Annotated in this window: 13 protein-coding genes; 10 read left to right on the forward strand and 3 right to left on the reverse strand. The window is 37.6% G+C overall.

What is annotated here, in order from left to right:
- A partial coding sequence (locus ACY651_RS00405; RefSeq protein WP_462248553.1) for a TonB-dependent receptor occupies positions 1-2,605 on the reverse strand: 2,605 nt, incomplete at its 3' end.
- Between the two features lie 180 nt (positions 2,606-2,785).
- The gene (gene secA, locus ACY651_RS00410; RefSeq protein WP_462248555.1) at positions 2,786-6,112 is read right to left on the reverse strand and encodes a preprotein translocase subunit SecA; all 3,327 of its coding nucleotides are present in this window, start codon (positions 6,110-6,112) and stop codon (positions 2,786-2,788) included.
- 250 nt (positions 6,113-6,362) lie between these two features.
- Here secA and ACY651_RS00415 point away from each other — a divergent pair, with 250 nt between their 5' ends.
- From ACY651_RS00415 to scpB, 4 genes are all read left to right on the forward strand, one after another.
- The gene (locus tag ACY651_RS00415; protein ID WP_462248557.1) at positions 6,363-6,956 is read left to right on the forward strand and encodes a DUF6992 family protein; all 594 of its coding nucleotides are present in this window, start codon (positions 6,363-6,365) and stop codon (positions 6,954-6,956) included.
- Between the two features lie 304 nt (positions 6,957-7,260).
- A complete protein-coding gene (locus tag ACY651_RS00420) occupies positions 7,261-8,271 on the forward strand; it encodes a helix-turn-helix domain-containing protein (RefSeq protein WP_462248559.1) in 1,011 nt (336 codons plus the stop codon).
- 283 nt (positions 8,272-8,554) lie between these two features.
- A complete protein-coding gene (gene atpG, locus ACY651_RS00425; RefSeq protein WP_462248562.1) occupies positions 8,555-9,436 on the forward strand; it encodes an ATP synthase F1 subunit gamma in 882 nt (293 codons plus the stop codon).
- 88 nt (positions 9,437-9,524) lie between these two features.
- Positions 9,525-10,271 (forward strand): SMC-Scp complex subunit ScpB, encoded by a 747-nt coding sequence (scpB, locus tag ACY651_RS00430; protein ID WP_462248565.1) that lies wholly within the window; start codon positions 9,525-9,527, stop codon positions 10,269-10,271.
- 85 nt (positions 10,272-10,356) lie between these two features.
- Here scpB and ACY651_RS00435 read toward each other — a convergent pair whose 3' ends face one another.
- Positions 10,357-10,782: a hypothetical protein gene (locus ACY651_RS00435; RefSeq protein ID WP_462248567.1), complete on the reverse strand. Its 426-nt coding sequence runs from the start codon at positions 10,780-10,782 to the stop codon at positions 10,357-10,359.
- A gap of 109 nt (positions 10,783-10,891) precedes the next feature.
- Between ACY651_RS00435 and lysA the strand changes: the two genes are divergently transcribed.
- The 6 genes from lysA to ACY651_RS00465 all read left to right on the forward strand — a co-directional run bounded on the left by lysA (position 10,892) and on the right by ACY651_RS00465 (position 23,485).
- Complete coding sequence (gene lysA / locus ACY651_RS00440; protein WP_462248570.1) at positions 10,892-12,100, forward strand: diaminopimelate decarboxylase; 1,209 nt, start codon at positions 10,892-10,894, stop codon at positions 12,098-12,100.
- Between the two features lie 3 nt (positions 12,101-12,103).
- The gene (locus ACY651_RS00445; protein WP_462248572.1) at positions 12,104-12,499 is read left to right on the forward strand and encodes a hypothetical protein; all 396 of its coding nucleotides are present in this window, start codon (positions 12,104-12,106) and stop codon (positions 12,497-12,499) included.
- Positions 12,500-12,736: 237 nt separating this feature from the next.
- Complete coding sequence (locus tag ACY651_RS00450) at positions 12,737-18,280, forward strand: alpha-2-macroglobulin family protein (protein WP_462248575.1); 5,544 nt, start codon at positions 12,737-12,739, stop codon at positions 18,278-18,280.
- Positions 18,281-18,628: 348 nt separating this feature from the next.
- On the forward strand, positions 18,629-19,090 hold the full coding sequence (gene tnpA, locus ACY651_RS00455) for an IS200/IS605 family transposase (protein WP_462248578.1): 462 nt from the start codon (positions 18,629-18,631) through the stop codon (positions 19,088-19,090).
- Positions 19,091-19,384: 294 nt separating this feature from the next.
- Positions 19,385-21,781, forward strand: coding sequence for a penicillin-binding protein 1C (pbpC, locus tag ACY651_RS00460; protein WP_462248581.1), 2,397 nt, complete (start codon positions 19,385-19,387; stop codon positions 21,779-21,781).
- Positions 21,782-21,895: 114 nt separating this feature from the next.
- Positions 21,896-23,485, forward strand: coding sequence for a C1 family peptidase (locus tag ACY651_RS00465; protein ID WP_462248583.1), 1,590 nt, complete (start codon positions 21,896-21,898; stop codon positions 23,483-23,485).
- The last annotated feature ends 55 nt before the right edge of the window (positions 23,486-23,540 follow it).

The raw sequence follows: 23,540 nt of genomic DNA on the forward strand, positions 1-23,540 counted from the left end.
CAAAAATATCTGTTACAAACTTACCTTTGTAATCAAAAATTTCTGGAACTAAATCTCCGGTAGCATCAGATGGAACCTGCGGATTAATACCGGCGTAGTTTGGATTTTCAGGTGTAGCATCTCCAAAACCTAAAAGTTTTATGCCTCCGTAATAAGTAAGGTTAGTACCGGCACCTAATTTACCGCATGTATAATTTAAACTTAAATTAAATTTTGCGCCTGGGGCAGATGCTTTTAAAAATGCAATTTCTCTGTCGCTGTAAAAAGTTTTTTGATTTAATACAGTGCCACTTAATGCAGCAGGCACATGTATTTCATCTAAATTTATTTTTTGAAAATTCCCTGCTAACAATCCTTTAAAACTTTTGTTACCCCATTTTTTTGAATAGTCCAGCACCACATCTATTCCATAATTAGTGGTATTTACAGCATTGGTAAAAAACTGTGCGGTAGATACATTCAACCCTTTTAATAAACTGGTAAATTCTGCAGGCAATGTTGCATCATCAGCACTAAATAAACCAGAAAGCACTACTCTGTCTTTTACCTTAACCATATAACCATCAACAGTAAAAGTTAAGCCTGGTGCAGCTTTCCATGCAAAGCCGAGGCTGCCATTAACTGATGTTTCTTCTTTTAAATCAGGAATACCAGCTGCTTTAGTTACCACATCGCCATTACGGGCAATACGTGACTGTACTAACTGGCCGCCGCTGAATGAAGTAAGTGTATTACTGAAATTTATTTGTTGTAAAGATGGTGCCCTGAATCCTGTACTTGCCGATCCTCTTAAATTAAAATTATCCGAAACTTTATAACGGGTAGCTAATTTAAAAGTTGCTACCGACCCAAAATCTGAATAACTTTCGCCTCTTACGGCACCGTCTATTAACCATTTATCAGTAACGTTCAATTCAGCATCGGCGTAAGCACTAAAATTGTAACGTGTTGCTTTAATTACATCATCGGGACTAAAACCGGGAAAACCCTGAGAGCCTGATGCCTGCACCTGGTTAGGATCGTAGTTAGCATAAGATGCTTCCTCGCCTTTGTTGATACTGTACTTTTCGTTACGGTATTCAAACCCATAACCAAAATTTAAACCCTGTGCTACATTTTTAAAATTCTTACTTAAATCAACATTTAATGTTGCCTGCCGGAACCTGAATCCACCATCATTAAAAAAAGTTTTAGTAGTGTTACCAATTAAAGAAGCATTAAATGTTTTATCCCCAAAATATTGAAAATCATTTTTGCCATTAACAAGGCTTGCATCCCAATTCCAATTTTTTGCCGTTACACCTTTAAAACCCAAAGCAATTGAAGCATCGTTAATATTTGTACCAATATGAGGATTGTAATAAGTTTCACCATCGTTGGTAATACGCATAATTTCGGGAACGTAAATAGGTGTGCCGCCAGCATCAACAGGAAAACGTGTTGGCCTTGCACTCATGTTCCTGGTATAGGCAAATGCATCAGATTCTTTGCTGTTAACGCTGCCATAAGAATAGAAAGTTGTTTTACTATCCTTAATGGGTAACTCCATATTATAAATCGCACCGTAAGTTTTAATTGATCCGTCGCCAAAAGCCCTGCGTCCACCATTTATATAAGGAATAGCATTTTTATCAGTTTGCCAATTGGTAGTATCCACCTGCCTGTAAGTTTTTCCCTGGCTTCTGTAGTCAAAAGAAAAATTTATAAAGCCGCCATTTTTGCCCATGGTTAAACCGTTGTTGGCTGACAAAGTAAATGTTCCTCCATCTATTTTATTACCGGAATAATATTGATTGCCTGCATTAAATTTTGATGCATTAAATTTTGTATCGTGATAACCGCTCCAGCCTGTATTAATAATCCAATGATTCACATTTTTACTTAAAACAATATTCATTACACCAGCCATAGCATCACTGCCATATTGTGCAGATGCTCCGTCACGTAATATTTCAATTCTATCTACTGCACTTTGAGGAAACGCATTTAAATCCGTACCCGAAGCGCCTCGGCCTCTTGTACCAAACAAAGCAACGAAGGCTGTAGTATGACGGCGTTTTCCATTTATTAAAACTAAAGTTTGATCGGGGCCGAGGCCACGTAATGTTCCCAGGTCAACATGATCGGCACCATCGGCACCACTTTGTTTATTATAATTAAAAGAGGGTGCACTCATATTTAAAACAGAAGTCAGATCCATTTTGGCTGTAGGTAATCCTACCTGGTTTATTTTAATAACATCGATGGGTACAGCGGTTTCTGTTTTTGCCCTTGCAGCACCACGTGTACCTACTACAACTATATCTCCCAAATCAATCGACGAAGGTTCTAAGGAAACTTCAATTGAGGAAGCAGCTGTAAGTGTTACTAACTGTGGCTGGTAGCCTATGCAGGTTATTTCCAGTACATCGTTTGGTTTAGCCTGTATGGTAAATACGCCTTCGTTGTTGGTGGAAGCACCTTTGTTGGTGGCTTTTACAACAACTGAGGCATTGGTTACCGGGTTACCGGTTTTTGAGTCGGTTACTTTAACAGTAAAATTTTGTTGGGCAAAAAGCAGGTAACTGCAAAAGATTAAGCTGGTTGATAACAATAGCTTTCTCATAATTAACATGTTTTGGTTACTAAAGGGGTTATAAGCAGGTTGTAAAACTAATAAAATTAATTTAAGAAAGAAGGAGTTGAAATTTTAAATGATAGTTTGATGACAATGCAAAGGTTTGCGAAATAAAAAAAGTGTCACAACTTTTCGTGACACTTTTTTAAAATTATTTTTTTGAAAAAATTAAGCCTCCTTACCGTGGCAGTTTTTATACTTTTTTCCACTACCGCACGGGCATTGCTCATTACGGCCCGGCATTTTTTCTACCTTTACGGGTGCTTGCTTTATGCCTTCAGATGGATCAAAATAATCTTTTTCGTTTGCCGCATAATCTTCGCCGGCTGCATCTACCAGGGCCTTGTTAGCACTCATTTTACTAAGGTCGGTTTTCTTTTCCCTGCCTTCTTTAATTTGCCCGGCATTGGTTTGCTCCATTGGTATGCCGCAATGGCTGAGAAAGCTTACAATATTTTTATTCACTTCATCATCCATTTGTTTAAAGGCACTAAAAGCTTCAATTTTATAAATCACTAAAGGATCTTTTTGTTCGTAGCCTGCAGTTTGTACGCTGTGGCGTAAATCATCCATTGCTCTTAAATGTTCTTTCCATGCATCATCTATCAATGCTAAAGTAATGCTGCGTTCTAAAGCATCATTTAATTCACGGCCTTCGGTGGCAATATATTTATCTAAATTGGCTAAAGCCTGAATGCCTTTTTTGCCATCAGTAAATGGTACAGCAACATTCTCAATATGGTTACCCTGCTCTTTGCGTATGTTTTTTATTATGGGCAATGTCTGCAAGATCATTGCATCCGTTTTGCGTCGGTATTGCTCTATCGCTTCATTATACAAACGCTCCGTTAATGTATTGGCAGCATCACTGTTTAATTCATCGGCAGTAATTGCTGTATCTATTCCAAAGTTTACAATTGCGGCTAATTTTAATCCATCATGATCGTTACCCTCTTTAAAAGAATTAATTAAACCATCTGCAACAGAATAAAATGCATTATCCAAATCCAAAGCCAAACGTTCGCCAAACAATGCATGGTTACGTTTACCGTAAACAACATTACGCTGCTTGTTCATTACATCATCATATTCTAATAAACGTTTTCTTATGCCAAAGTTATTTTCCTCTACTTTCTTTTGTGCTCTTTCAATTGATTTGCTGATCATGCTGTGCTGAATCACTTCACCTTCTTTGTAACCCATTCTGTCCATCAATCCTGCAATTCTTTCGCTGCCGAACATACGCATCAAATCATCTTCTAAGGATACAAAAAATTGTGAGCTTCCGGGATCGCCCTGTCTTCCGGCACGGCCACGTAACTGCCTGTCCACACGGCGACTTTCGTGGCGCTCAGTTCCTAAAATTGCCAACCCTCCTGCATCTTTAACACCGGGGCCTAATTTAATATCGGTACCTCTACCAGCCATGTTAGTAGCAATAGTAACAGCACCGGCTAACCCAGCTTCGGTAATTACCTGCGCTTCTTTAGCATGCTGTTTGGCATTTAATACATTATGCGGAATATTTTTTTGCTTCAGCATCCTCGCCAGCAATTCACTTACCTCAACCGATGTTGTACCCACCAAACATGGTCTTCCTTCGGTACGTAATTTTTCAATGGCATCAATTACCGCTTTGTATTTTTCACGTTTGGTTTTGTACACCAAATCCTGTTCATCTTTACGTATTGCTTTTACGTTGGTAGGAATGTTAACTACATCTAATTTATAAATACTCCAAAACTCTGCAGCTTCTGTTTCGGCAGTACCCGTCATACCGCACAACTTGTGGTACATCCTAAAATAATTTTGCAAAGTAACTGTTGCATAGGTTTGCGTAGTAGCTTCAATCTTTACATTTTCTTTTGCTTCTAACGCCTGGTGCAATCCATCGCTGTAGCGGCGGCCTTCCATAATACGGCCCGTTTGTTCATCTACAATTTTTACCGCTTCGTCAATAATTACATACTCTACATCTTTATCAAATAAAGTATAGGCTTTTAATAATTGCTGTACGGTATGTATCCTGTCAACCTTTAAAGAATAATCATTCAGCAGTATTTCTTTTTCATGTAATTTTTCTTCTGCACCTAAACTTCCTTTTTCAATATCGGCCAGCTTGGTAGAAATATCGGGCACAATAAAAAAGTTAGGGTCTTCGCCTGCCCGTGTAATTAATTGAATGCCTTTATCAGTAAGATCAACCTGGTTATTTTTTTCATCTATATTAAAAAATAATTCCGCATCTACTTTGGGCATTTCTTTTTGCTGATCGGCGAGATAATAATTTTCGCTCTTCTGCAATTTTACTCTTATGCCCGGCTCACTTAAAAATTTTATTAACGCACCATTTTTTGGTAACCCACGGTGTGCCCTCATTAATGCAAGGCCGCCATCTTTAGGATCGTCGTTACCATCAGCAATTTTTTTCTTTGCTTCAATTAAATATTGATTGACTGCTTTGCGCTGTGCATCCAGCAATTTTTCTATTCTTGGTTTTAAATCGAAAAACTGCTGGGTGTTATCGCTGTGGCCAACCGGCCCGCTGATAATTAATGGCGTACGGGCATCATCAATTAATACACTATCCACCTCATCCACCATTGCAAAATGATGTTTGCGCTGCACCATTTCATCAGGTGTGTGCACCATGTTATCCCTTAAATAATCAAAACCAAATTCGTTGTTTGTGCCATAAGTAATATCGGCATTATAAGCATTGCGGCGGGCATCGGTATTGGGTTCATGTTTATCAATACAATCAACACGTAAACCCAGCCATTCAAAAATGGGTCCGTTCCATTCGCTATCTCTTCTTGCCAAATAATCGTTTACGGTAACTATATGTACACCTTCGCCGCACAATGCATTTAAGTATGCCGGTAAAGTACTTACCAGGGTTTTACCTTCCCCCGTTGCCATTTCGGCAATTTTGCCGGAGTGCAAAACCGCACCACCAATTAACTGTACGTCGTAATGCACCATGTTCCAGGTAACAGATCCGCCACCTGCAATCCAGGTATTACTGTAAATAGCTTTATCGCCTTCAATGGTGATGTGTTCTTTTTTTACTGCAAGTGTTCTGTCTAATTCTGTAGCAGTGCTTTCAATAGTTTCGTTTTCTTTAAAACGCCTGCTGGTTTCTTTTACCGTTGCAAAAGCTTCGGGCAATAATTCCTGCAAAATTTCTTCAATCTGTTTATCCCTTGTCTTTTTTAATTCATCAATTGCTTTATAAATAATATCCCTGTTGTTTATTTCGGCAACGGGTAAATCTTCGGCAGCCTGTTTTTTATCAGTAATTTCTTTATCAATTACAGTAAGATGTGCAGCAATGCGCTGCTTAAACTCCGCCGTTTTATTGCGCAAAGCATCGTTACTTAAAGATTGGTATTGTGTAAAAAAATGGTTGATTTTTTCTACCTGTGGGGTAATTTTTTTTACATCCTTTTCGCTCTTGTTGCCGCCAAATAATTTTGATATAATGCCTAACATAAACTTTATTATTGTTGGTTGGTATAATTAATTGTAAAGATCAAGTGTTGTCAAATATGGTGCTGAAATAAATTTAAAGCCAAATTGACAGCATTTGCCCAATTTATCGGGGTGGCAAAGGTAGCAAATAGTTGGGGTTTTAGCAGTTAGAAGTTTAGATGTAATGGGCTTGCTGTAGGTAATAACAGATTATTATGCTCAACAGCCAAAAACAATTTTTATTCGTATGTTAAATTTATAAAAGCCTGTTATGAAGAAAGTGTTATTATCAGCCGCATTGGTTAGCGCCGTTTTTTTCTGTTATGCACAACAGGACAGCTTAGTTTTGTTTGAAAAGAAAAGCACTGCCATTACTAAAAAAAGTATGCTTGTTTTAGGAGGTTGGGCTACTGCCAATATTATTACCAGTTCGTTTTCTTTACATACCAATAACACTGATGCCCGTTACTTTCATCAAATGAATATAATGTGGAATAGTGTTAACCTTGCACTTGCAGGGCTGGGTTACTGGGGTGCGGCAAAAAGTAAAAAAGGTAATTTAGATTTGGCAGCAGTTTTACAGCATCAGCATAAAACAGAAAAGATATTTTTATTTAATACCGGGCTTGATGTGGCTTACATTACGGCCGGGGCTTATCTTAAAGAAAAAAGCAAGAGTAAAATCAATCCATCAAAATTAAAAGGGTTTGGAAATGCTGTAATGGTAAATGGAGTATTCTTATTTCTATTTGATGTGGTGATGTATGCTGTTCATCATAATCATGGTAAGCAGCTTAATAATATTATAAGCAAATTAAAAATTGCAGGAAGCGGTGCAGGGGTATCCATCGTTTATTCTTTATAAAGGTTGCGCTAAAAATTATGCACTTTAATTTCCTTCTCAATAATTCCGGCAATATAGTTTAAGGTAACAATAGCGCAGCACAGCTTTACCAGGTTGCAGCCTGCGGCTGATAAAAATAACCTGCAGCTTTGCTAATAATAATTGGAATTTAGTTTTTATAAGTTTTTCTTTAAAGGTTTGAATTATATTATCAAAACAATAAAATTCAAACCTTTTTTATGTTTTTATGTATATTAGTATTGAAGCTTGCAACCATTTTTTTAAGTAATTCATCTTAATGGTTTTAATTACAAACTTATTTACTATGAATTTTTCCGAAATTCAAAACAACACATTGGTTTTCAATTATCACCAGGAAGACTATGAAGAATGGATTAAAAAATTTGGAAGTTATGTTGGTGCAAAAAATTCAGAAACCCGTATAGAATTTGATGAAAGTTTTGCTAACGGTTATGCCAGAGCCAAAATACTGGAGCCCGGCTTATCTTACCGTATTGTAAATTACACACTTAATACCGACCTGGAATACAGGAGAATGCCTTCTGCTGAATTTCAAATAATGATTCATTTTTTAGAGGCAACTTTTACTGAAAAAATAGAATGCAAAACCGGGGAGCAGGTAAAAGTTATTGAGAATAAAGATAACTTTCACAGCGTTGCTTTGCTAACCAATAGTTTTACCAGCCAAAGCCTGATTTTAAAAAAAGGGACCTCGATAAAAGGTTTATCCATACAACTGAGCGAAGAGTGGTTAAAAAATAACGTTAAAGAACTTACTGTCGAAAAAATAGAAGTTTTAAAGCAGCAAACAGATATGGTGGATTTTATTACCGCCAAACAGCGCAAAATTTTATTGGCCCTTTTTAATGACACTGAGCAAACTTATTTACCCGAATTATTTATAAAAAGCCGTGTGCTAAAATTAACTGAAGAGTTTTTAAGTAATTTGTGCAGCCGTGGCCTTAAAAGTATGCCCGAGTTTGCCAACCCCAAAGATTTTCATGCTTTGGTAAATGTGGAAAATTTGATCACAAAACAATATGCCACAGAATTTCCATCAATAGAAACATTGGCCAAAGCTGCCTATATGAGCGAAAGCAAATTAAAGAAGTTGTTTAAAAAGGCTTATGGTATGGCCATATACCAGTACTATCAAAAAAACCGAATGCACAAGGCTAAGGAATTGCTCAACTCCCGGAAACACAGCATTTCGCAGATTGGTGTAATGCTTGGTTATCAAAACATGAGTAATTTTTCAGCGGCCTTCAAAAAAGAATTCAGCTGTTTACCCAGCGAATTCAGGCAGGCAGTTTAGAAAAATAAAAGCTAATGCAATTAAGATAAAACCCTTTTTAAAACAATAACCCGTACAATTGAATTTATATTTACTGAGTTAAAATTAAATATCCAAAAAATCCAAATTCCAATGTCCGGGTGATTAACCCCCAAATACAGCAAAACATTAAATAGTTCTTACCGAACCACAAAAAGCCCGATTAACCGGGCTTTTTTGTTTCTGTTTAAGGTGTTTGTTTTTACAGCTTTTGCCCTACCTTTGCCACCCGAAAACAAGGTATTAATTTTCTAATTATTTCAATATGTCAGGTGCGTTAAAAGAAGTACGTAACAGAATTAAAAGTGTGCAAAGCACTCAGCAAATTACCAAAGCCATGAAAATGGTAAGCGCTGCAAAACTGCGCCGGGCACAGGATGCCATTACACAAATGCGGCCTTATGCACACAAATTACAGGAAATGCTGAGCAATATTGTAAGTAACAGCGATGGGGATGTAAAAATGGAACTGGCGGTAGAAAGGCAAATTGAAAAAGTAATGATAATTGTTGTTACCAGCGACAGGGGCTTGTGCGGTGGCTACAACAGCAACCTTATTAAATTAGCCAAACAGGTTATTAAAGATAAATATGCTGCCCAGCAGGCAAAAGGAAATGTGCAGGTATTGCCCATTGGTAAAAAAGGCTACGAACATTTTAATAAAAGTGGTTTTAAAGTTGTAGATAAATACTGGGATATTTTTACCGGTTTAAGTTTTGATAAAGTGCAGGCTGCAGCAAAATACGCCATGGAAACTTTTGCAAAAAACGACGTAGATGCGGTGGAATTAATTTTCAGCGAATTTAAAAATGCTGCCACCCAGCGTTTTATTGCCGAGCAATTTTTACCGGTACAAAAAGTAGCTAAAACAGCCGGGCAAAAAAATGCCGATTTTATTTTTGAGCCGAGTAAAGAAGTGTTGATTGAAGAGCTGATGCCAAAAATTTTAAACACCCAGTTATACAAAGCTGTGCTTGATGCCAACGCCAGCGAACATGGCGCAAGAATGACGGCGATGGATAAGGCAAGTGATAACGCCAACGAATTATTAAAATCATTAAAGATAAGTTACAACAGAGCAAGGCAGGCTGCTATTACAACAGAGCTTACAGAAATTGTAAGTGGTGCAGCAGCATTAAACGGATAAAAAAAGGATGTATGATTTAGGATGTATGATTGCTGATGTAAAGCTGTCTTTCAAATCCGAAATCGGAAATCCGAAATCATAAATCAACATGGAGCTTTCTCAAATTATACCACACATAGAAGCACTGGTTTTTGCAAGCGATAAACCATTAACCAAAATTGAATTGGTGGAATTGGTGAATACTGCTTTAGGCTTTATTGAAGACAGGGCAAGCATTGAACAAATTGATGCTGCTATTGAAGGCATCAGAGAAAAATACAATTCAGAATTTTATGCTTTTGAATTAAGGGAAATTGGCGGTGGCCTGCAATTTCTTACCAAAAAAGAATATTATAAAACTGTTGCCTTACTAAATGGCGATAAATTTTTAAAACGCCTTTCTACTGCTGCTTTAGAAACACTCGCCATAATTGCATACAAGCAACCGGTTACTAAAAGCGAAATGGAAGCTATACGTGGTGTAAACTGCGATTATGCTGTACAAAAATTATTAGAAAAAGATTTAGTAGTAATATCCGGCAGAAAAGAAGATGCTGTTGGCCAGCCACTAATTTATTCCACGTCCAAATCTTTTATGGATTATTTTGGCATTAACAGCGCCGATGATTTACCAAAGATCAGTGAAGTGATGATGGAAGAGCTGGTAAATGCTACCAATGTAATTGAAGCACAGGCAGAACAAATAGAGCATGAAAATTTTGTTGCTTCCCAAGGAGAAGAAGAAATTAATATTGAGCAAACAGCAACTGAGGAAGAAGCAATTTTAGTGGTTACAGAAGCTGGTGAAATAATTGAAGATGCACCAGAAGCTGATGCTAAGGGTAATGAAGGATAAAAATTAATTGAAATAAATTGAATAAAAAGACATGATTTTTTCATGTCTTTTTTTATTTGCAGTGTTTTTAAATTTTAATGATTTGCTATTCGCTCGGGCTGGTTCCTCCCCAATCCGGGTATTGAATTTCTGCCCAAAGCATTTCCTTTTTAAAATCAATAATATAAAGCCAGGTATTTGTTTTAGAATAACCGGAAATATAAAGAAGCTCATCCTTATTTTTTAAATCAGGTTTTTGCTTTTTTAAAGATTTCTCCCCAATGAAAAATAAATAGAAGGGATCCCTTACAGTATCAAAGCGATTTTTTTCACTAAATCTCTTTAAAACAGCGCTGTCAATTTTAAATGAAGTTGTTGTTACGAATTCACCATTATCATAAGTCTCAATCACCCTATACTTTTCAGGAAATTTAATTCCGCTTATCTTCTCATAATAAGCTTTCTCAAAGTAAATTTCATTATTGCAGGAAACCAATGTGAGAATCAATATTAGTAATACTAAATTTTTCATTTTACTATATCCTTAAAAATACTAAAATCTCACATCTAAAATTTCCATTTTGTCAGAAACATTCAGGTTGATACCATCAGTGTTCAACGTTCCTTCGTATTTTCGCAGCATGTCACAACAATTATCTACAGAACAATTAATTTCCACCGCAAAGGAATTTGGCACACCACTCTATGTTTATAATGCCAATAATATTACAGCCCAATATAAAAAGCTTACCGATGCTTTTGCACAAACCGACACTAAGTTTTTTTATGCCTGCAAAGCATTAACCAATATCAATATTTTAAAACACATTAAAAGTATTGGCTGCAATGTTGACTGCAGCAGTATTAACGAAGCAAAACTGGCCTTACTGGCAGGTTTTAAAACCAACAATATTTTATACACCAGCAATGGCATTCATTTTAGTGAAATAGAAGAAGCACAAAGCTTAGGTGTACATATTAATATAGACAGCCTGAGTAATTTAGAAAAGTTTGGAAAAAAATATGGCCATAGTTATCCGGTTGGCATTCGTTTGCGGCCCAACATTATGGCAGGTGGCAATATAAAAATATCAACAGGGCACGACAAAAGTAAGTTTGGGATACCTGCTGATCAACTCAATAAAATTCTTGATGTAGTAGCTGCATACAATTTGCATATTCAAAATTTACACATTCACACCGGCAGCGACATAAAGGATGTGGATGTTTTTGTAAAAGGTATTGAAGTGCTGTTTGATATCATTCCGCATTTTAAGGAATTAAAATCGGTGGATTTGGGCGGCGGCTTTAAAGTGCCTTACCGTGATGGTGATGGAGAAACGGATATGACTTTGTTAGCAAAAAAAGTTAAAGAAGCATTCGATAACCATCCTAACCCCAATGGTAATCCATTGCAGGTTTGGTTTGAGCCGGGCAAGTTTTTAGTAAGTGCTTCCGGTTATTTAATTACCGAAGTAAATGTGATTAAAGAAACGCCTAACACTGTTTTTGCAGGGGTAAACAGTGGTTTCAATCATTTAATTCGCCCCATGTTTTACGATGCTTATCATCAAATAGAAAATATCAGCAACCCAACAGCAACAGCAAAACAATATACCATTACCGGCAACATTTGCGAAACCGATACTTTTGCCTGGGATAGAAAAGTGGCCGAAATAAGAGAGGGTGATCTGTTAGTTTTTAAAAATGCCGGCGCTTATGGTTTCGAAATGTCTTCTAATTTTAACAGCCGTTACAAACCTGCAGAAGTTTTAGTAAAAGATGGTAATGCAACATTGATAAGAAGGAGAGATATGTTTGATGATATTTTAAGAAACCAGGTAATGTAAAGAATGCAAAAAAAAATTATCATACTTGTTTTTGTAATGGGATCTTTTATTACAGCCGTTGCTCAGTCAACAGATTGCTTTAAATTTAAAGAAGGCAAATTCAGGATTGCAGATACCAGGGCCGGAGTAGTAACCATTGCCGAACGAAGAGGTGGTTACCAAACCGAATCGAGTGAAACATTAAAAGCAGTGGTTCGTTTTAAAATTACCTGGCAGGATAACTGCTCTTATACATTAAAGCTTGATAAAGTAATACGTAACGAAAATAAAATCGATTTCCCTTCTAACCTGGAAATTCACGCCAAAATTATTACCACGGCTGGTAAATCCTACACACAGCAAACTTCTTCTTCACTAACTAATGGTACATATAATGTTGAAGTGATTAAGATTGATTAATCATTTTTTAATCCCAGAGGTAAATAAATTGTATCGCCAGTTTGGCTTTTACAAATCTTTTAACTAAAAATATTTCTCCCCACTCTTGCACAATTCAAAATTTCTTATCACATTTACGTAGTCAAAACAAAAACAGTAAAGCCGTCCTGGTTTTGCTGAACAAAAAAATTCAAAACTTATATGGTCCCCGACCGTGTTCAAAGTTCTAAAAAGTTCAGTGCAACTTTTTTTGGAACCATGCTGTGCATCACAGTAATCCTGTCTTTATTTTCATCTTGTAACAAAAAAGAAAAATGGATTGATGTAGATCCTGCATTCAGCCAGTACATCGATGCTTACACCACCGGCATCATTTCTAAAACAACCGCCGTACGCATTCAGCTGGCAACTGAAGCCAACACCACACATGCAGTTGGCGAGGCAGTAAAAGATGATCTCTTCGATTTTTCTCCTGCAGTAAAAGGAAAAGCATTTTGGTTAGATGCAAGGACAATCGAGTTTAAACCCGAAGGCTGGTTGAAAACAAATCAACTGTATTCGGTAAAATTCAAGTTGGGCAAAGTAACCAAAGTGCCCGACAAATATGCCAGCTTTGGTTTCAGCATGCAAACCATAAAGCCTTCATTTAAAGTTACCAATGATGGCTTGCGAAGCAATGGTATAAAAAACAAAATGAGTTTGAATGGCACCATTGAAACTGCAGATATAGAAAAAGGCAGCGAAGTTGAAAAATTATTATCCGCCACACAAAATGGTAAGGGACTAAAATTAAACTGGCAGCATAACGATGCCACAAAAACGCACCATTTTATTCTAGATAATATTGATCGCAGTAATTCGGTGAGTAATATAAATTTACAATGGAACGGCAGCCCGATGAACATGGATGTAAAAGGAGAAAATACTGTTGCCGTGCCGTCGCTAGGCGATTTTAAAGTGTTGAATGTTGCAGCAATTAACGAAGCACAACAATATGCGTCGGTACAATTCAGCGATGCCATTGCAGTAGGGCAAGACCTTACAGGGCTTATTAACATCAGCGGGCATGCAGATGTTTCTTACACCATTAACGGGAGCGAAGTAAAAGTTTTTGGAAATAAATTAGATGGTAACTACACCGTAAATATAAATACCGGTATTAAAAATACCTGGAGCGATGTGCTCGACAAAGCCTTTACCAGCAATATTAATTTCGAAAACAGGTTGCCCAATGTAACTATACATGGTAAAGGAAATATTTTACCCAACAGTGGCAGGCTGGTATTACCATTTGAATCTATCAATTTAAATGCAGTGGACATCAGCATCATTAAAATTTTTGAAAATAATGTACCGCAGTTTTTACAGGAAAACGATTTGGGCGGCAACAGCGAATTGCGCCGTGTAGCCAAACCCATCGTACAAAAAACCTTACGTTTGGATAATGATAAAACTTTAGACCTGCACAAGCACCAGCATTTTTCTTTAGATATTGATAAGTTTTTAAAAACAGAGCAGGGCGCCATTTATCGTGTAACCATTGGCTTCAGGCCGGAATATTCTTTGTATCAATCGACTGATACTGCAAAAAATAAAAACGAAGAGGAAGAAGAAGGCTATGACGAGGGTTATAATGAATACAGCAGAAATGGTATAGATGAAGATGATGCATTTTGGGACCGTTACGACACTTATTATCCTTATGGGTATAATTGGGAAAGACGTGATGACCCTAACAGTAAATCTTATTACAATAAAGACCGCTGGGCAACAAGAAATATTTTAGCCAGCAACATTGGCCTTACTGCAAAACGTGGCAACGATAACAGCATCACCATTGCAGTAAGTAATATTCTTACCACTGAACCCATGAACAATGTTGACCTTGAAATTATGGATTACCAGCATACTATCATCAGTACCACAAAAAGTAATAATGATGGGTTTGCAGTAATTGATTTAAAACGCAAACCTTATTTACTCATTGCAAAAAAAGGAAATGAAAGAGGCTATTTAAAATTAGATGATGGAAATTCTTTAGCGCTCAGCCGCTTTGATGTTAGCGGAGAAGAAGTGAAGAATGGCATTAAAGGTTTCATCTTTGGCGAACGTGGTGTGTGGCGCCCAGGCGATACCATGTACATTAATTTTATTGTAGAAGATAAAGCACAAAAATTACCGAAAGAGCATCCGGTGGAGTTCAGCCTCTACACTCCCACTGGTCAATTATATAAACATACGGTACAAAATAATGCGGATGATGGATTTTATTTGTTCAAAACTAATACCGATGCAGCATCGCCAACTGGTAACTGGCTGGCAAAAATAAAAGTAGGCGGGGCTACTTTTGAAAAAAGAATTAAGGTAGAAACTGTAATGCCTAACCGCTTAAAAATAAATGTAGATTTTGGTAAAGATGCCATGCTGGGAGAAGGCGAAAATGCAGCTGGTACCATCAATGCAAAATGGTTATTTGGTGCAGTAGGTAAAAACTTAAAGGCAAAAATTGATGCCTCACTGTTTGCAAAAACAACATCGTTCCCCAAATTTGCAGGGTTTGATTTTGATAACCCCACCACTAATTATTCTACTCAACAAAAAACTATTTACGAAGGTACATTAGATGCTGAAGGCAATGCCGCATTGCAACCCAATTTTGAAATTGATGAAACTGCACCCGGTATGCTTACTGCAAACCTTGTAGTAAAAGTTTTTGAGCCCGGCGGCACTTTCAGTATTGATAACATGACCATTCCTTACAGTCCGTACAAAAGTTATGTGGGTTTAAAATTACCTGATGGAGAAAAACCTTTTGATTATTTACTGGCAGGAAAAAAACATACCGTTCAAATTGTAAATGCAGATAGTAAAGGAAATTTATTTAACGGTAATAATAAGGTAGAAGTAGAATTTTACCGCATTCAATGGCGCTGGTGGTGGGATAATAATGGCGACAACCTCAGCAATTTTACGCAAGACAGTTATAATAAATTAATAAAAAAAGACAGCATATCATTAACTAACGGCCGTGGACAGTGGTCTTTTAATACTTCAGAAAATGAATGGGGACGTTATTTAATTTTAGTAAAAGATAAAACAAGCGGCCATACCAGCGGCTCAATTTTTTACATTGATGAACCGGGATGGCAAAGCCGGAGTGGTAATGATGATCAAACTGCAGCCTCCATGTTATCGTTTTTTGCCAACAAAGAAAAATACAATGTGGGTGATGAAGTTGCTTTAACAATACCCAGCAGCAGAGGCGGCAGGGTTTTAGTAAGTGTAGAAAATGGCAGCAAAGTAATAAAATCTTTTTGGGAAGAAACCAAACAGGGACAAACCATTGTTACCTTTAAAGCTGATAAAACAATGGCACCAAATGTTTATGCTACTGTAAGTTTATTACAACCGCATTCGCAAACTATTAATGATCTGCCTATAAGAATGTATGGTTCTATTCCCATTTTTGTAGAAGATAAAAGCACCGTTTTAAAACCAGTACTCAATATTCCTAACAGCATTCGTCCGGAACAAAATGTTTCTTTTACAGTAAGTGAACAAAGCGGAAAAGAAATGACCTATTGTGTGGCCATTGTTGATGAAGGTTTATTAGACTTAACAAGATTTAAAACTCCTGATCCGCATGCAGCCTTTTATGCAAGAGAAGCATTGGGTGTAAAAAGTTTTGATATGTTTGATTATGTTATTGGCGCATGGGGTGGCGATTTAGAAAGAATTTTAACCATTGGTGGCGATGGTGATGCTGCCATTGGCAAACAAAAAACTGCCAACCGTTTTAAAGCTGTGGTAAAATATTTAGGCCCATTTCATTTAAGCAGCGGGCAAACACAAAAACAATCTTTTACATTGCCCTCCTACATTGGTTCGGTAAGAGCAATGGTAGTAGCGGCTCACGATGGCAGTTATGGCTTTGCAGAAAAAGCTGTAGCTGTAAAAAAACCATTGATGCTCTTAGCAACTATGCCAAGAGTGTTAGGTCCTGGTGAAACAATTAAATTACCCGTTACAATTTTTGCACTGGAGAATAATATTAAAAAAGTCACCCTTTCATTGCAATCCAATTCATTTTTAGAAGTAGTGGGCAGCACTGCACAAACAATAAGCTTTACCGAACCCGGGGAACAGATGGCTTATTACGATGTAAGGGTAAAACCAAATGTGGGCATTGGCAAAGTAAAAATTGTGGCAACATCAGGCAATGAAAATGCTAACTATGAAATAGAACTCGATATCAGAAACCCTAATCCTCCCGTAACCAGCATTAGTGAAATTACTTTAGCACCAGGTCAACAATGGAAAACAACTGCTGCACCTATTGGTATAGCAGCAACCAGTACGGCCACTATCGAAATTTCCAGTATGCCATCAATGAATTTGCAAAAACGTTTAGATTATTTGATTGACTATCCGCATGGCTGTATTGAGCAAACTACGTCTGCAGTTTTTCCGCAGTTAGTTTTAAATCAATTAACTGATTTAGACGATTACAAAAAAGCACAGGTTGATAAAAATGTAAAAGCGGGTATAGGAAAGCTGCAAAATTTTCAGCGGCCAGACGGCGGGTTTAGTTACTGGCCCGGCGGCAATGAGAGTGATGAATGGGGCAGTAATTATGCCGGTCATTTTTTAGTGGAAGCACAAGCCAATGGATTTTTAGTAAGCGATTACATGCTGCAGCAATGGAAAAATTACCAGCGTGGCAAAGCCAATAGTTGGGTAGCCAGCACTACTAATTTTTATGGCGGTGATCTTACACAATCTTATCGCTTATATACATTAGCGTTGGCAAAAGTGCCAGAGCTTGGCGCCATGAATCGTTTGAAGGAATTCAAATACTTATCTTCGGAAGCAAAATGGCGTTTGGCAGCGGCCTATCAATTAGCCGGACAAACCAATACCGCTTTAGATTTAATAAGCGGCTTACCCACCACGTTTGATGTAAGGACGAATCCCGGTTTTACGTATGGTTCCGATACCAGAGATGAAGCGATGGTTTTAGAAACCTTAACATTGTTGAATAAAAAAGAAAAAGCCAGGCAGTTAGTAGATTTAATTGCTGCAAAATTATCGCAGGATTATTGGTACAGCACACAAACCACCGCTTACAGCCTTATAGCCATTGCAAAGTTCTGTGGTAAAAATGCAAGTGGTGCAAAAATAATTGCTGCAGCAAATATTGATGGTAAACAAACTGATATTAATACGGCTACCTATATCCGTCAGTTACCTGTAGTTTTTAAAAATCAAAATGCCAGCAATGTAGTTATCACCAACAAAGGCAACAATACATTGTATGTAAGAATGATAACAAAAGGTCAACCATTAGCAGGTGATAGTTTAAAAGTTAACAATAATCCTGCTTTGTTAAATATGAGTGTGAGTTATGTATCACAAGATGGAAAAGCCATAGACGTTAATAAACTTACACAAGGAAGCGATTTTATAGCCAAAGTTATTATTAAAAATCCCGGTGGCAGAGGCAACTATGCTCAAATGGCATTATCACAAATTTTCCCGAGTGGCTGGGAAATTTTAAATGCCCGAATGCTTGGTGGCGAAGGTGCATTCAAATCTTCCTATTCCACGTACCAGGATATTTGTGATGACCGTGTGTACACTTATTTCAACATTAATGCCAACGAAACATTGACGTATTATGTGCAATTGAATGCTTCTTATTTGGGAAGATATTTTTTACCGGGTACATTCAGTGAAGCGATGTATGATAATAAAATTTCTGCAGGTGTAAATGGAAAGTGGGTGGAAGTGGTGACGCAATAACAGCCCCTCCTATCCTCCCCAAAGGGGAGGGAAATGGAGGAGACCAACTCGGAGATGGTACAAGTATAAAGCTGCCATCTCCGAGTTTCCTCTCCTTCAGATAGAGTTTGTAGTGAGGTCTTTTTTGTACCGAACTTAAGTAATTCTATTTAACTTCATTGGCAAAGTTTATCCTGAAACGAAGGGCACTCTTCAACAGTAAATCTTTATTGAACATTAATTGCGTTTTGCAAAAAAGAGTGGTACTTGTTTTTATGTGTCGTAGGCACGAAAGGTTGGTAGAAAAAATACGGAGTTTGAAAAGTGCCATAAGGACACAAGATAAATTAACAATAGAAATATTTAGCGATGCCAAACACCTACACCCAAATTCACCTGCATTTAATTTTCGCTGTGCAAAACAGAATTTCATTAATCCAGGATTCGTGGGCAGAAAGATTGTACCAATACATAACTGGTATTGTACAAACGAATAACCATAAAATGATAATCATTAATGGCATGCCCGATCATTTGCATATTGTAATTGGCATGAGGCCGTTGCAATCTTTATCAGATTTAATGCAGGATATTAAAGGCAGCTCCTCCAAATGGATTAACGATAACAAATTTGTTGCAGGAAAGTTTCAATGGCAGGAAAGTTACGGAGCATTTTCTTACAACAAATCTTCGTTACCTAAATTGATGGAGTATGTTAAGAATCAAAAAACACACCATCAGAAAAAAACATTTTTACAGGAGTACAAAGAATTTTTAGATTTGTTTGAAGTGGAATACGATGAGAGATATATTTTTCATGAAATTGAATAAGCATTAGATGAGAAAGTTATCTTTCGTCCCTACGGGACTTATGGAAACTTCGACTTATCGTTACTACCAACGTAGTATGCCTATGGCATTGAAAAATACAAAGGCATCATTTCTATCAACCCATACTTTCAAATTATAACAAGCTATACCAATTGAAAACCACTTTCGATTACTTAATTCTGTAGAAAAATAACAGCTCTTGTATTAATCCCGTAGGGATACAAAGTTGGTAGAAATGCAAATTAAAATGAAACAAAGTCCCGTAGGGACGAAAGAAAAGTAACAAATAAAAAATTGATACAATTATTTAACATAGGCCTCAAATTAAAATCACTCCGTACATCAACTAAAATAAAATTTCTGTTGATAGTTGGTTTATTAATCTGGTTTTATTTTTCTCTCCCCAAAAAATTATTTAATGCCCCCACCAGTTATGTTATTGAAGATGCAAACGGCAACTTACTAAACGCCACTATTGCAGCCGATGGCCAGTGGCGTTTTCCTTACAATAAGCATGTACCACAAAAATTTATTGATTGCATCACCACCTTCGAAGACAAACGTTTTTTTAAACACCCCGGTGTAGACCCTGTATCTATTGGCAGAGCAGTTGTAAAAAATATTAAAAACAAAGGCGTGGTGCAGGGCGGCAGCACATTAAGCATGCAGGTGATAAGGCTTTCAAAAAAAAATGATAAACGCAGCATCTGGAATAAATTAAAAGAAAGCATACTGGCCGTACGCTTAGAAATCTCGTATTCCAAAAATGAAATTATTGCATTGTACGCCAGCAATGCGCCATTCGGCAGCAATGTAGTTGGGCTGGATGCAGCAGCATGGCGTTATTACGGACGAAGCGCTGAAAAATTAAGCTGGGGCGAAATGGCAACGCTGGCAGTATTACCCAATGCACCTTCATTAGTGCACCCCGGAAAAAACAGGGAGGTGTTATTGAAAAAAAGAAACATGCTGTTGGATAAAATGGTAAATGCCGGAAAAATCAATCAAAGCAGTTGCGATTTAGCCAAGGTGGAATCATTACCCGGCCAACCCTTACCGTTACCACAATTTGCATCGCATTTATTACAACGCTTTAAAAAAGAAAAACTTGCTGAAACAAAAATAAAAACAACAATAGAGGGTGCATTACAAAAAAATGTGGCGACAATTATTCAACAGCATCAATCTGTTTTAAGAGGTAATGGCATAAACAATGCCTGTGCTATTGTGCTGGATGTTGAAACAGGAAATACATTAGCATACGTGGGAAATATTTACGATCCTTTCAATAAAGAAATGGAAAGTGATGTGGATGTTATTGCTGCGCCACGCAGCCCTGGCAGTGCATTAAAGCCGATACTCTATGCTGCAATGCTAAGTGATGGATTAATTTTGCCCAGCTCCATCGTGCCGGATATTCCCACACAAATTGGCAGCTATGCACCGCAAAATTTTGATTTGGATTATGATGGTGCCGTACCTGCAAACAAAGCTTTGGCAAGAAGTCTAAATATTCCCGCTATAAAATTATTACAGCAATATAAATACCAGCGTTTTTACGAGACATTGCAGCAATGTGGTATCACTACTTTAAACCGAAGTGCAGATACTTACGGCTTAAGCTTAATTCTTGGTGGTTGCGAAGTTACGGCGTGGGATATTGCAGGGGTTTATGCAAGCATGGCACGTACTTTAAATCATCAAACAAAAAACCATGGCAAGTTTGACCCGAATGATTTTCATCCGCCAAATTATATTTCAAATCAAAAAACATTTGATATTCAACATTTGCCATCCAATATTCCATTAGATGCTACCTCCATCTATTTCACCTTTCAAGCCATGCAGGAAGTTATGCGGCCCGGCGAAGAAGGTTTATGGCAGCAGTTTACTTCATCACAAAAAATTGCGTGGAAAACGGGAACGAGTTTTGGCTTTAGAGATGGCTGGGCCATTGGTATAAATCCAAAAAATGTTGTAGCTGTTTGGGTGGGCAATACCGATGGCGAAGGCAGGCCAGGATTAATTGGCATTCAAACCGCAGCGCCCATTTTGTTCGATATTTTTCGGCTGCTGCCCAACGTTAGCTGGTTCGTAAAACCACAATACAATTTTTCTTTTGTGCCTGTGTGCAGGCAAAGTGGTTACCGTGCAAATATTGATTGCCACAATGTGGATACTTTATTTATGCCGCCTAACGGAACAAAAGTTCCGCAATGTGTGTACCATAAAATCATTCATTTAGATGCTGCAGGAAATTACAGGGTAACGGAACAATGTGAAAGCCCTTCACTAATGCAGCACAAAAGCTGGTTCATCCTCACCCCTGCAATGGAATATTATTACAAACAAAAAAATGCAGACTATAAAACATTACCGCCCTTTAAAGCCGGTTGCGAATTTGCAGAAACAGGAAAAGTTATGGAGATCATTTATCCGCAGGCCGATGCAAAAATTTATGTGCCTTTAGAAGTAAGCGGACAAAAAGGTAAAACTGTTTTTACTGCAGCTCATCGTCGCAGCAGTGCAAAAATTTTCTGGAGCCTTGATGATAACTTTATCGGTACCACACAAAACTTTCATCAGATGGGTTTAAACCCCTCGCCGGGAAAACATATTATTACTTTGGTGGATGAAAATGGAATAAGTGTGAGCAGGCAGTTTGAAATTTTGGAAAAGGAAAATCACTGATTCCTGCTAAACCATAATCATCTTATAAGTATTTAAAAAAGATTTTGGCGATTTGGGCTATAACTAAAATCAGTATCAAATTTCTCCTTACTTTTAAGCCCTAAATTAAATGATATGCCAATACGTATGGAAGATGATCCGCAGGATCAACAGGATTTTAATGAAAGCAGTACATCTGGTGGAAGAAGCAGCGGTGGCGGAGGTGGGGGTGGTTTATTGAATTTTTTACCACTGATTTTGGGCTTATTCAGAGGCGGTGGCGGGGGTGGTAAAAAAATTATATTTTTATTAATTGCAGCGGCGGCAGCTTACTTTTTCTTTTTTAGAAACAGTTCGGGCGGGGGGTCAAATATTATACAAAATCTTTTTTCGCAAAGCGGCTATAATTTTAGTCCCGAGCAATTTAAAAAAGCAAATGTTTATGAAGCGCTGGCAGATGATAATACAAAAAATCCTTTGCCGGAAAGTGTTTCATTGCTGCGTTTTGCACCCGACCGCCAAAATCAGGGTAAGCAAGGGAGTTGTGTTGCTTGGAGCAGTGTGTATGCTGCAAGAACAATTGTAGAAGCAGCATCAACCGGGCAAAGCGGAAACAACACCGCCTACAGCCCGGCATTTGTATATAACCAAATAGGATTGGAAGGATGCCAGGGTGCATACATACAAAACGCCATGGAATTTATGACTGCAAAAGGTGTGGTTCCGTTTAATACTTTTCCTTATGATGAGCAGGATTGCACCAGGCAACCCAGTTCATCCATGGTAAACAATGCAGCACAAAACCGTATGCATGGTTTTACAAGGCTAACAGACGGCGAAAGTGTGCAGGGAATTAATGTAAGGGCTGTAAAAGAACATTTGGCAAAAGATGCCCCTGTTGTAATTGGAATGATGGTTGGCGGAACTTTTATGCAGGGGATGATGGGAAAAGAAGTATGGGCACCAACGGATGAAGACCGCAGCCAGATGGGTTTTGGCGGGCATGCTATGTGTGTGATTGGTTACGATGACCGGAAACAGGCTTTTCAAATTATGAACAGCTGGGGGCCTGAGTGGGGCAATAACGGTATAGGATGGGTGCGCTATGCCGACTTTAAAGAATTTGTAAGAGAGGCTTATGGAATTGATGCGATGCCAAAACGTGGCGCTGCTGTAAATGTTGCTTTTGAATGTAATATTGGTTTGGTTAAAAATGATGACAAGCAATACATTCCTTTAAAATTAAAAACAGCTAATGTTTTTGAAACGGTAAACAAAATTGCAGCAGGTACAAAATTTAAAATGGAAATAAAAAATTCCACCGAGTGCAACATTTATATTTTTGGACAGGAAACTGATGGCAGCAGTTATACATTATTTCCTTATCCCAATAAAGATGATGCAACCAAAACATCCTTCTCTCCTTATTGCGGCATTACCGGTTACCGCTTATTTCCCCGTGGTAAAAGTTTAGTACCGGATAATGTGGGCACTAAAGATGTATTTGCAGCTGTGGTTACTAAACAGGCTATCGACTGGTATGCGGTTAATAATGCTATCTCAAAAAGTACACAAACCAATTATGCAGCAAAGGTTGCAGAAGCCTTACAACAAAATGCAGTTTCCAATATTCTTTTTGCAACTGGTGCTGGTGGTACTATAAATTTAAAAGCAGCTAATGGAACACCTAATGCAGTAATTGCTGTTGTAGAAGTAATTAAGTAAAATTAAACAATAATAAAGTGCAGGCTTTTTTAGAAATGTGGAGCCCGAATGTATT

It is taken from the genome of Ferruginibacter sp. (assembly GCF_031391665.1).
Classification (GTDB): Bacteria; Bacteroidota; Bacteroidia; order Chitinophagales; family Chitinophagaceae; genus Ferruginibacter.

What these genes read in the sequence shown, in the direction of transcription:
- secA (WP_462248555.1), bottom strand. Translation starts at nt 6,112, where the DNA reads ATGTTAGGCATTATATCAAAATTATTTGGCGGCAACAAGAGCGAAAAG.
- ACY651_RS00415 (WP_462248557.1), top strand. Translation starts at nt 6,363, where the DNA reads ATGAAGAAAGTGTTATTATCAGCCGCATTGGTTAGCGCCGTTTTTTTC.
- ACY651_RS00420 (WP_462248559.1), top strand. Translation starts at nt 7,261, where the DNA reads ATGAATTTTTCCGAAATTCAAAACAACACATTGGTTTTCAATTATCAC.
- atpG (WP_462248562.1), top strand. Translation starts at nt 8,555, where the DNA reads ATGTCAGGTGCGTTAAAAGAAGTACGTAACAGAATTAAAAGTGTGCAA.
- scpB (WP_462248565.1), top strand. Translation starts at nt 9,525, where the DNA reads ATGGAGCTTTCTCAAATTATACCACACATAGAAGCACTGGTTTTTGCA.
- ACY651_RS00435 (WP_462248567.1), bottom strand. Translation starts at nt 10,782, where the DNA reads ATGAAAAATTTAGTATTACTAATATTGATTCTCACATTGGTTTCCTGC.
- lysA (WP_462248570.1), top strand. Translation starts at nt 10,892, where the DNA reads ATGTCACAACAATTATCTACAGAACAATTAATTTCCACCGCAAAGGAA.
- ACY651_RS00445 (WP_462248572.1), top strand. Translation starts at nt 12,104, where the DNA reads ATGCAAAAAAAAATTATCATACTTGTTTTTGTAATGGGATCTTTTATT.
- ACY651_RS00450 (WP_462248575.1), top strand. Translation starts at nt 12,737, where the DNA reads ATGCTGTGCATCACAGTAATCCTGTCTTTATTTTCATCTTGTAACAAA.
- tnpA (WP_462248578.1), top strand. Translation starts at nt 18,629, where the DNA reads ATGCCAAACACCTACACCCAAATTCACCTGCATTTAATTTTCGCTGTG.
- ACY651_RS00465 (WP_462248583.1), top strand. Translation starts at nt 21,896, where the DNA reads ATGCCAATACGTATGGAAGATGATCCGCAGGATCAACAGGATTTTAAT.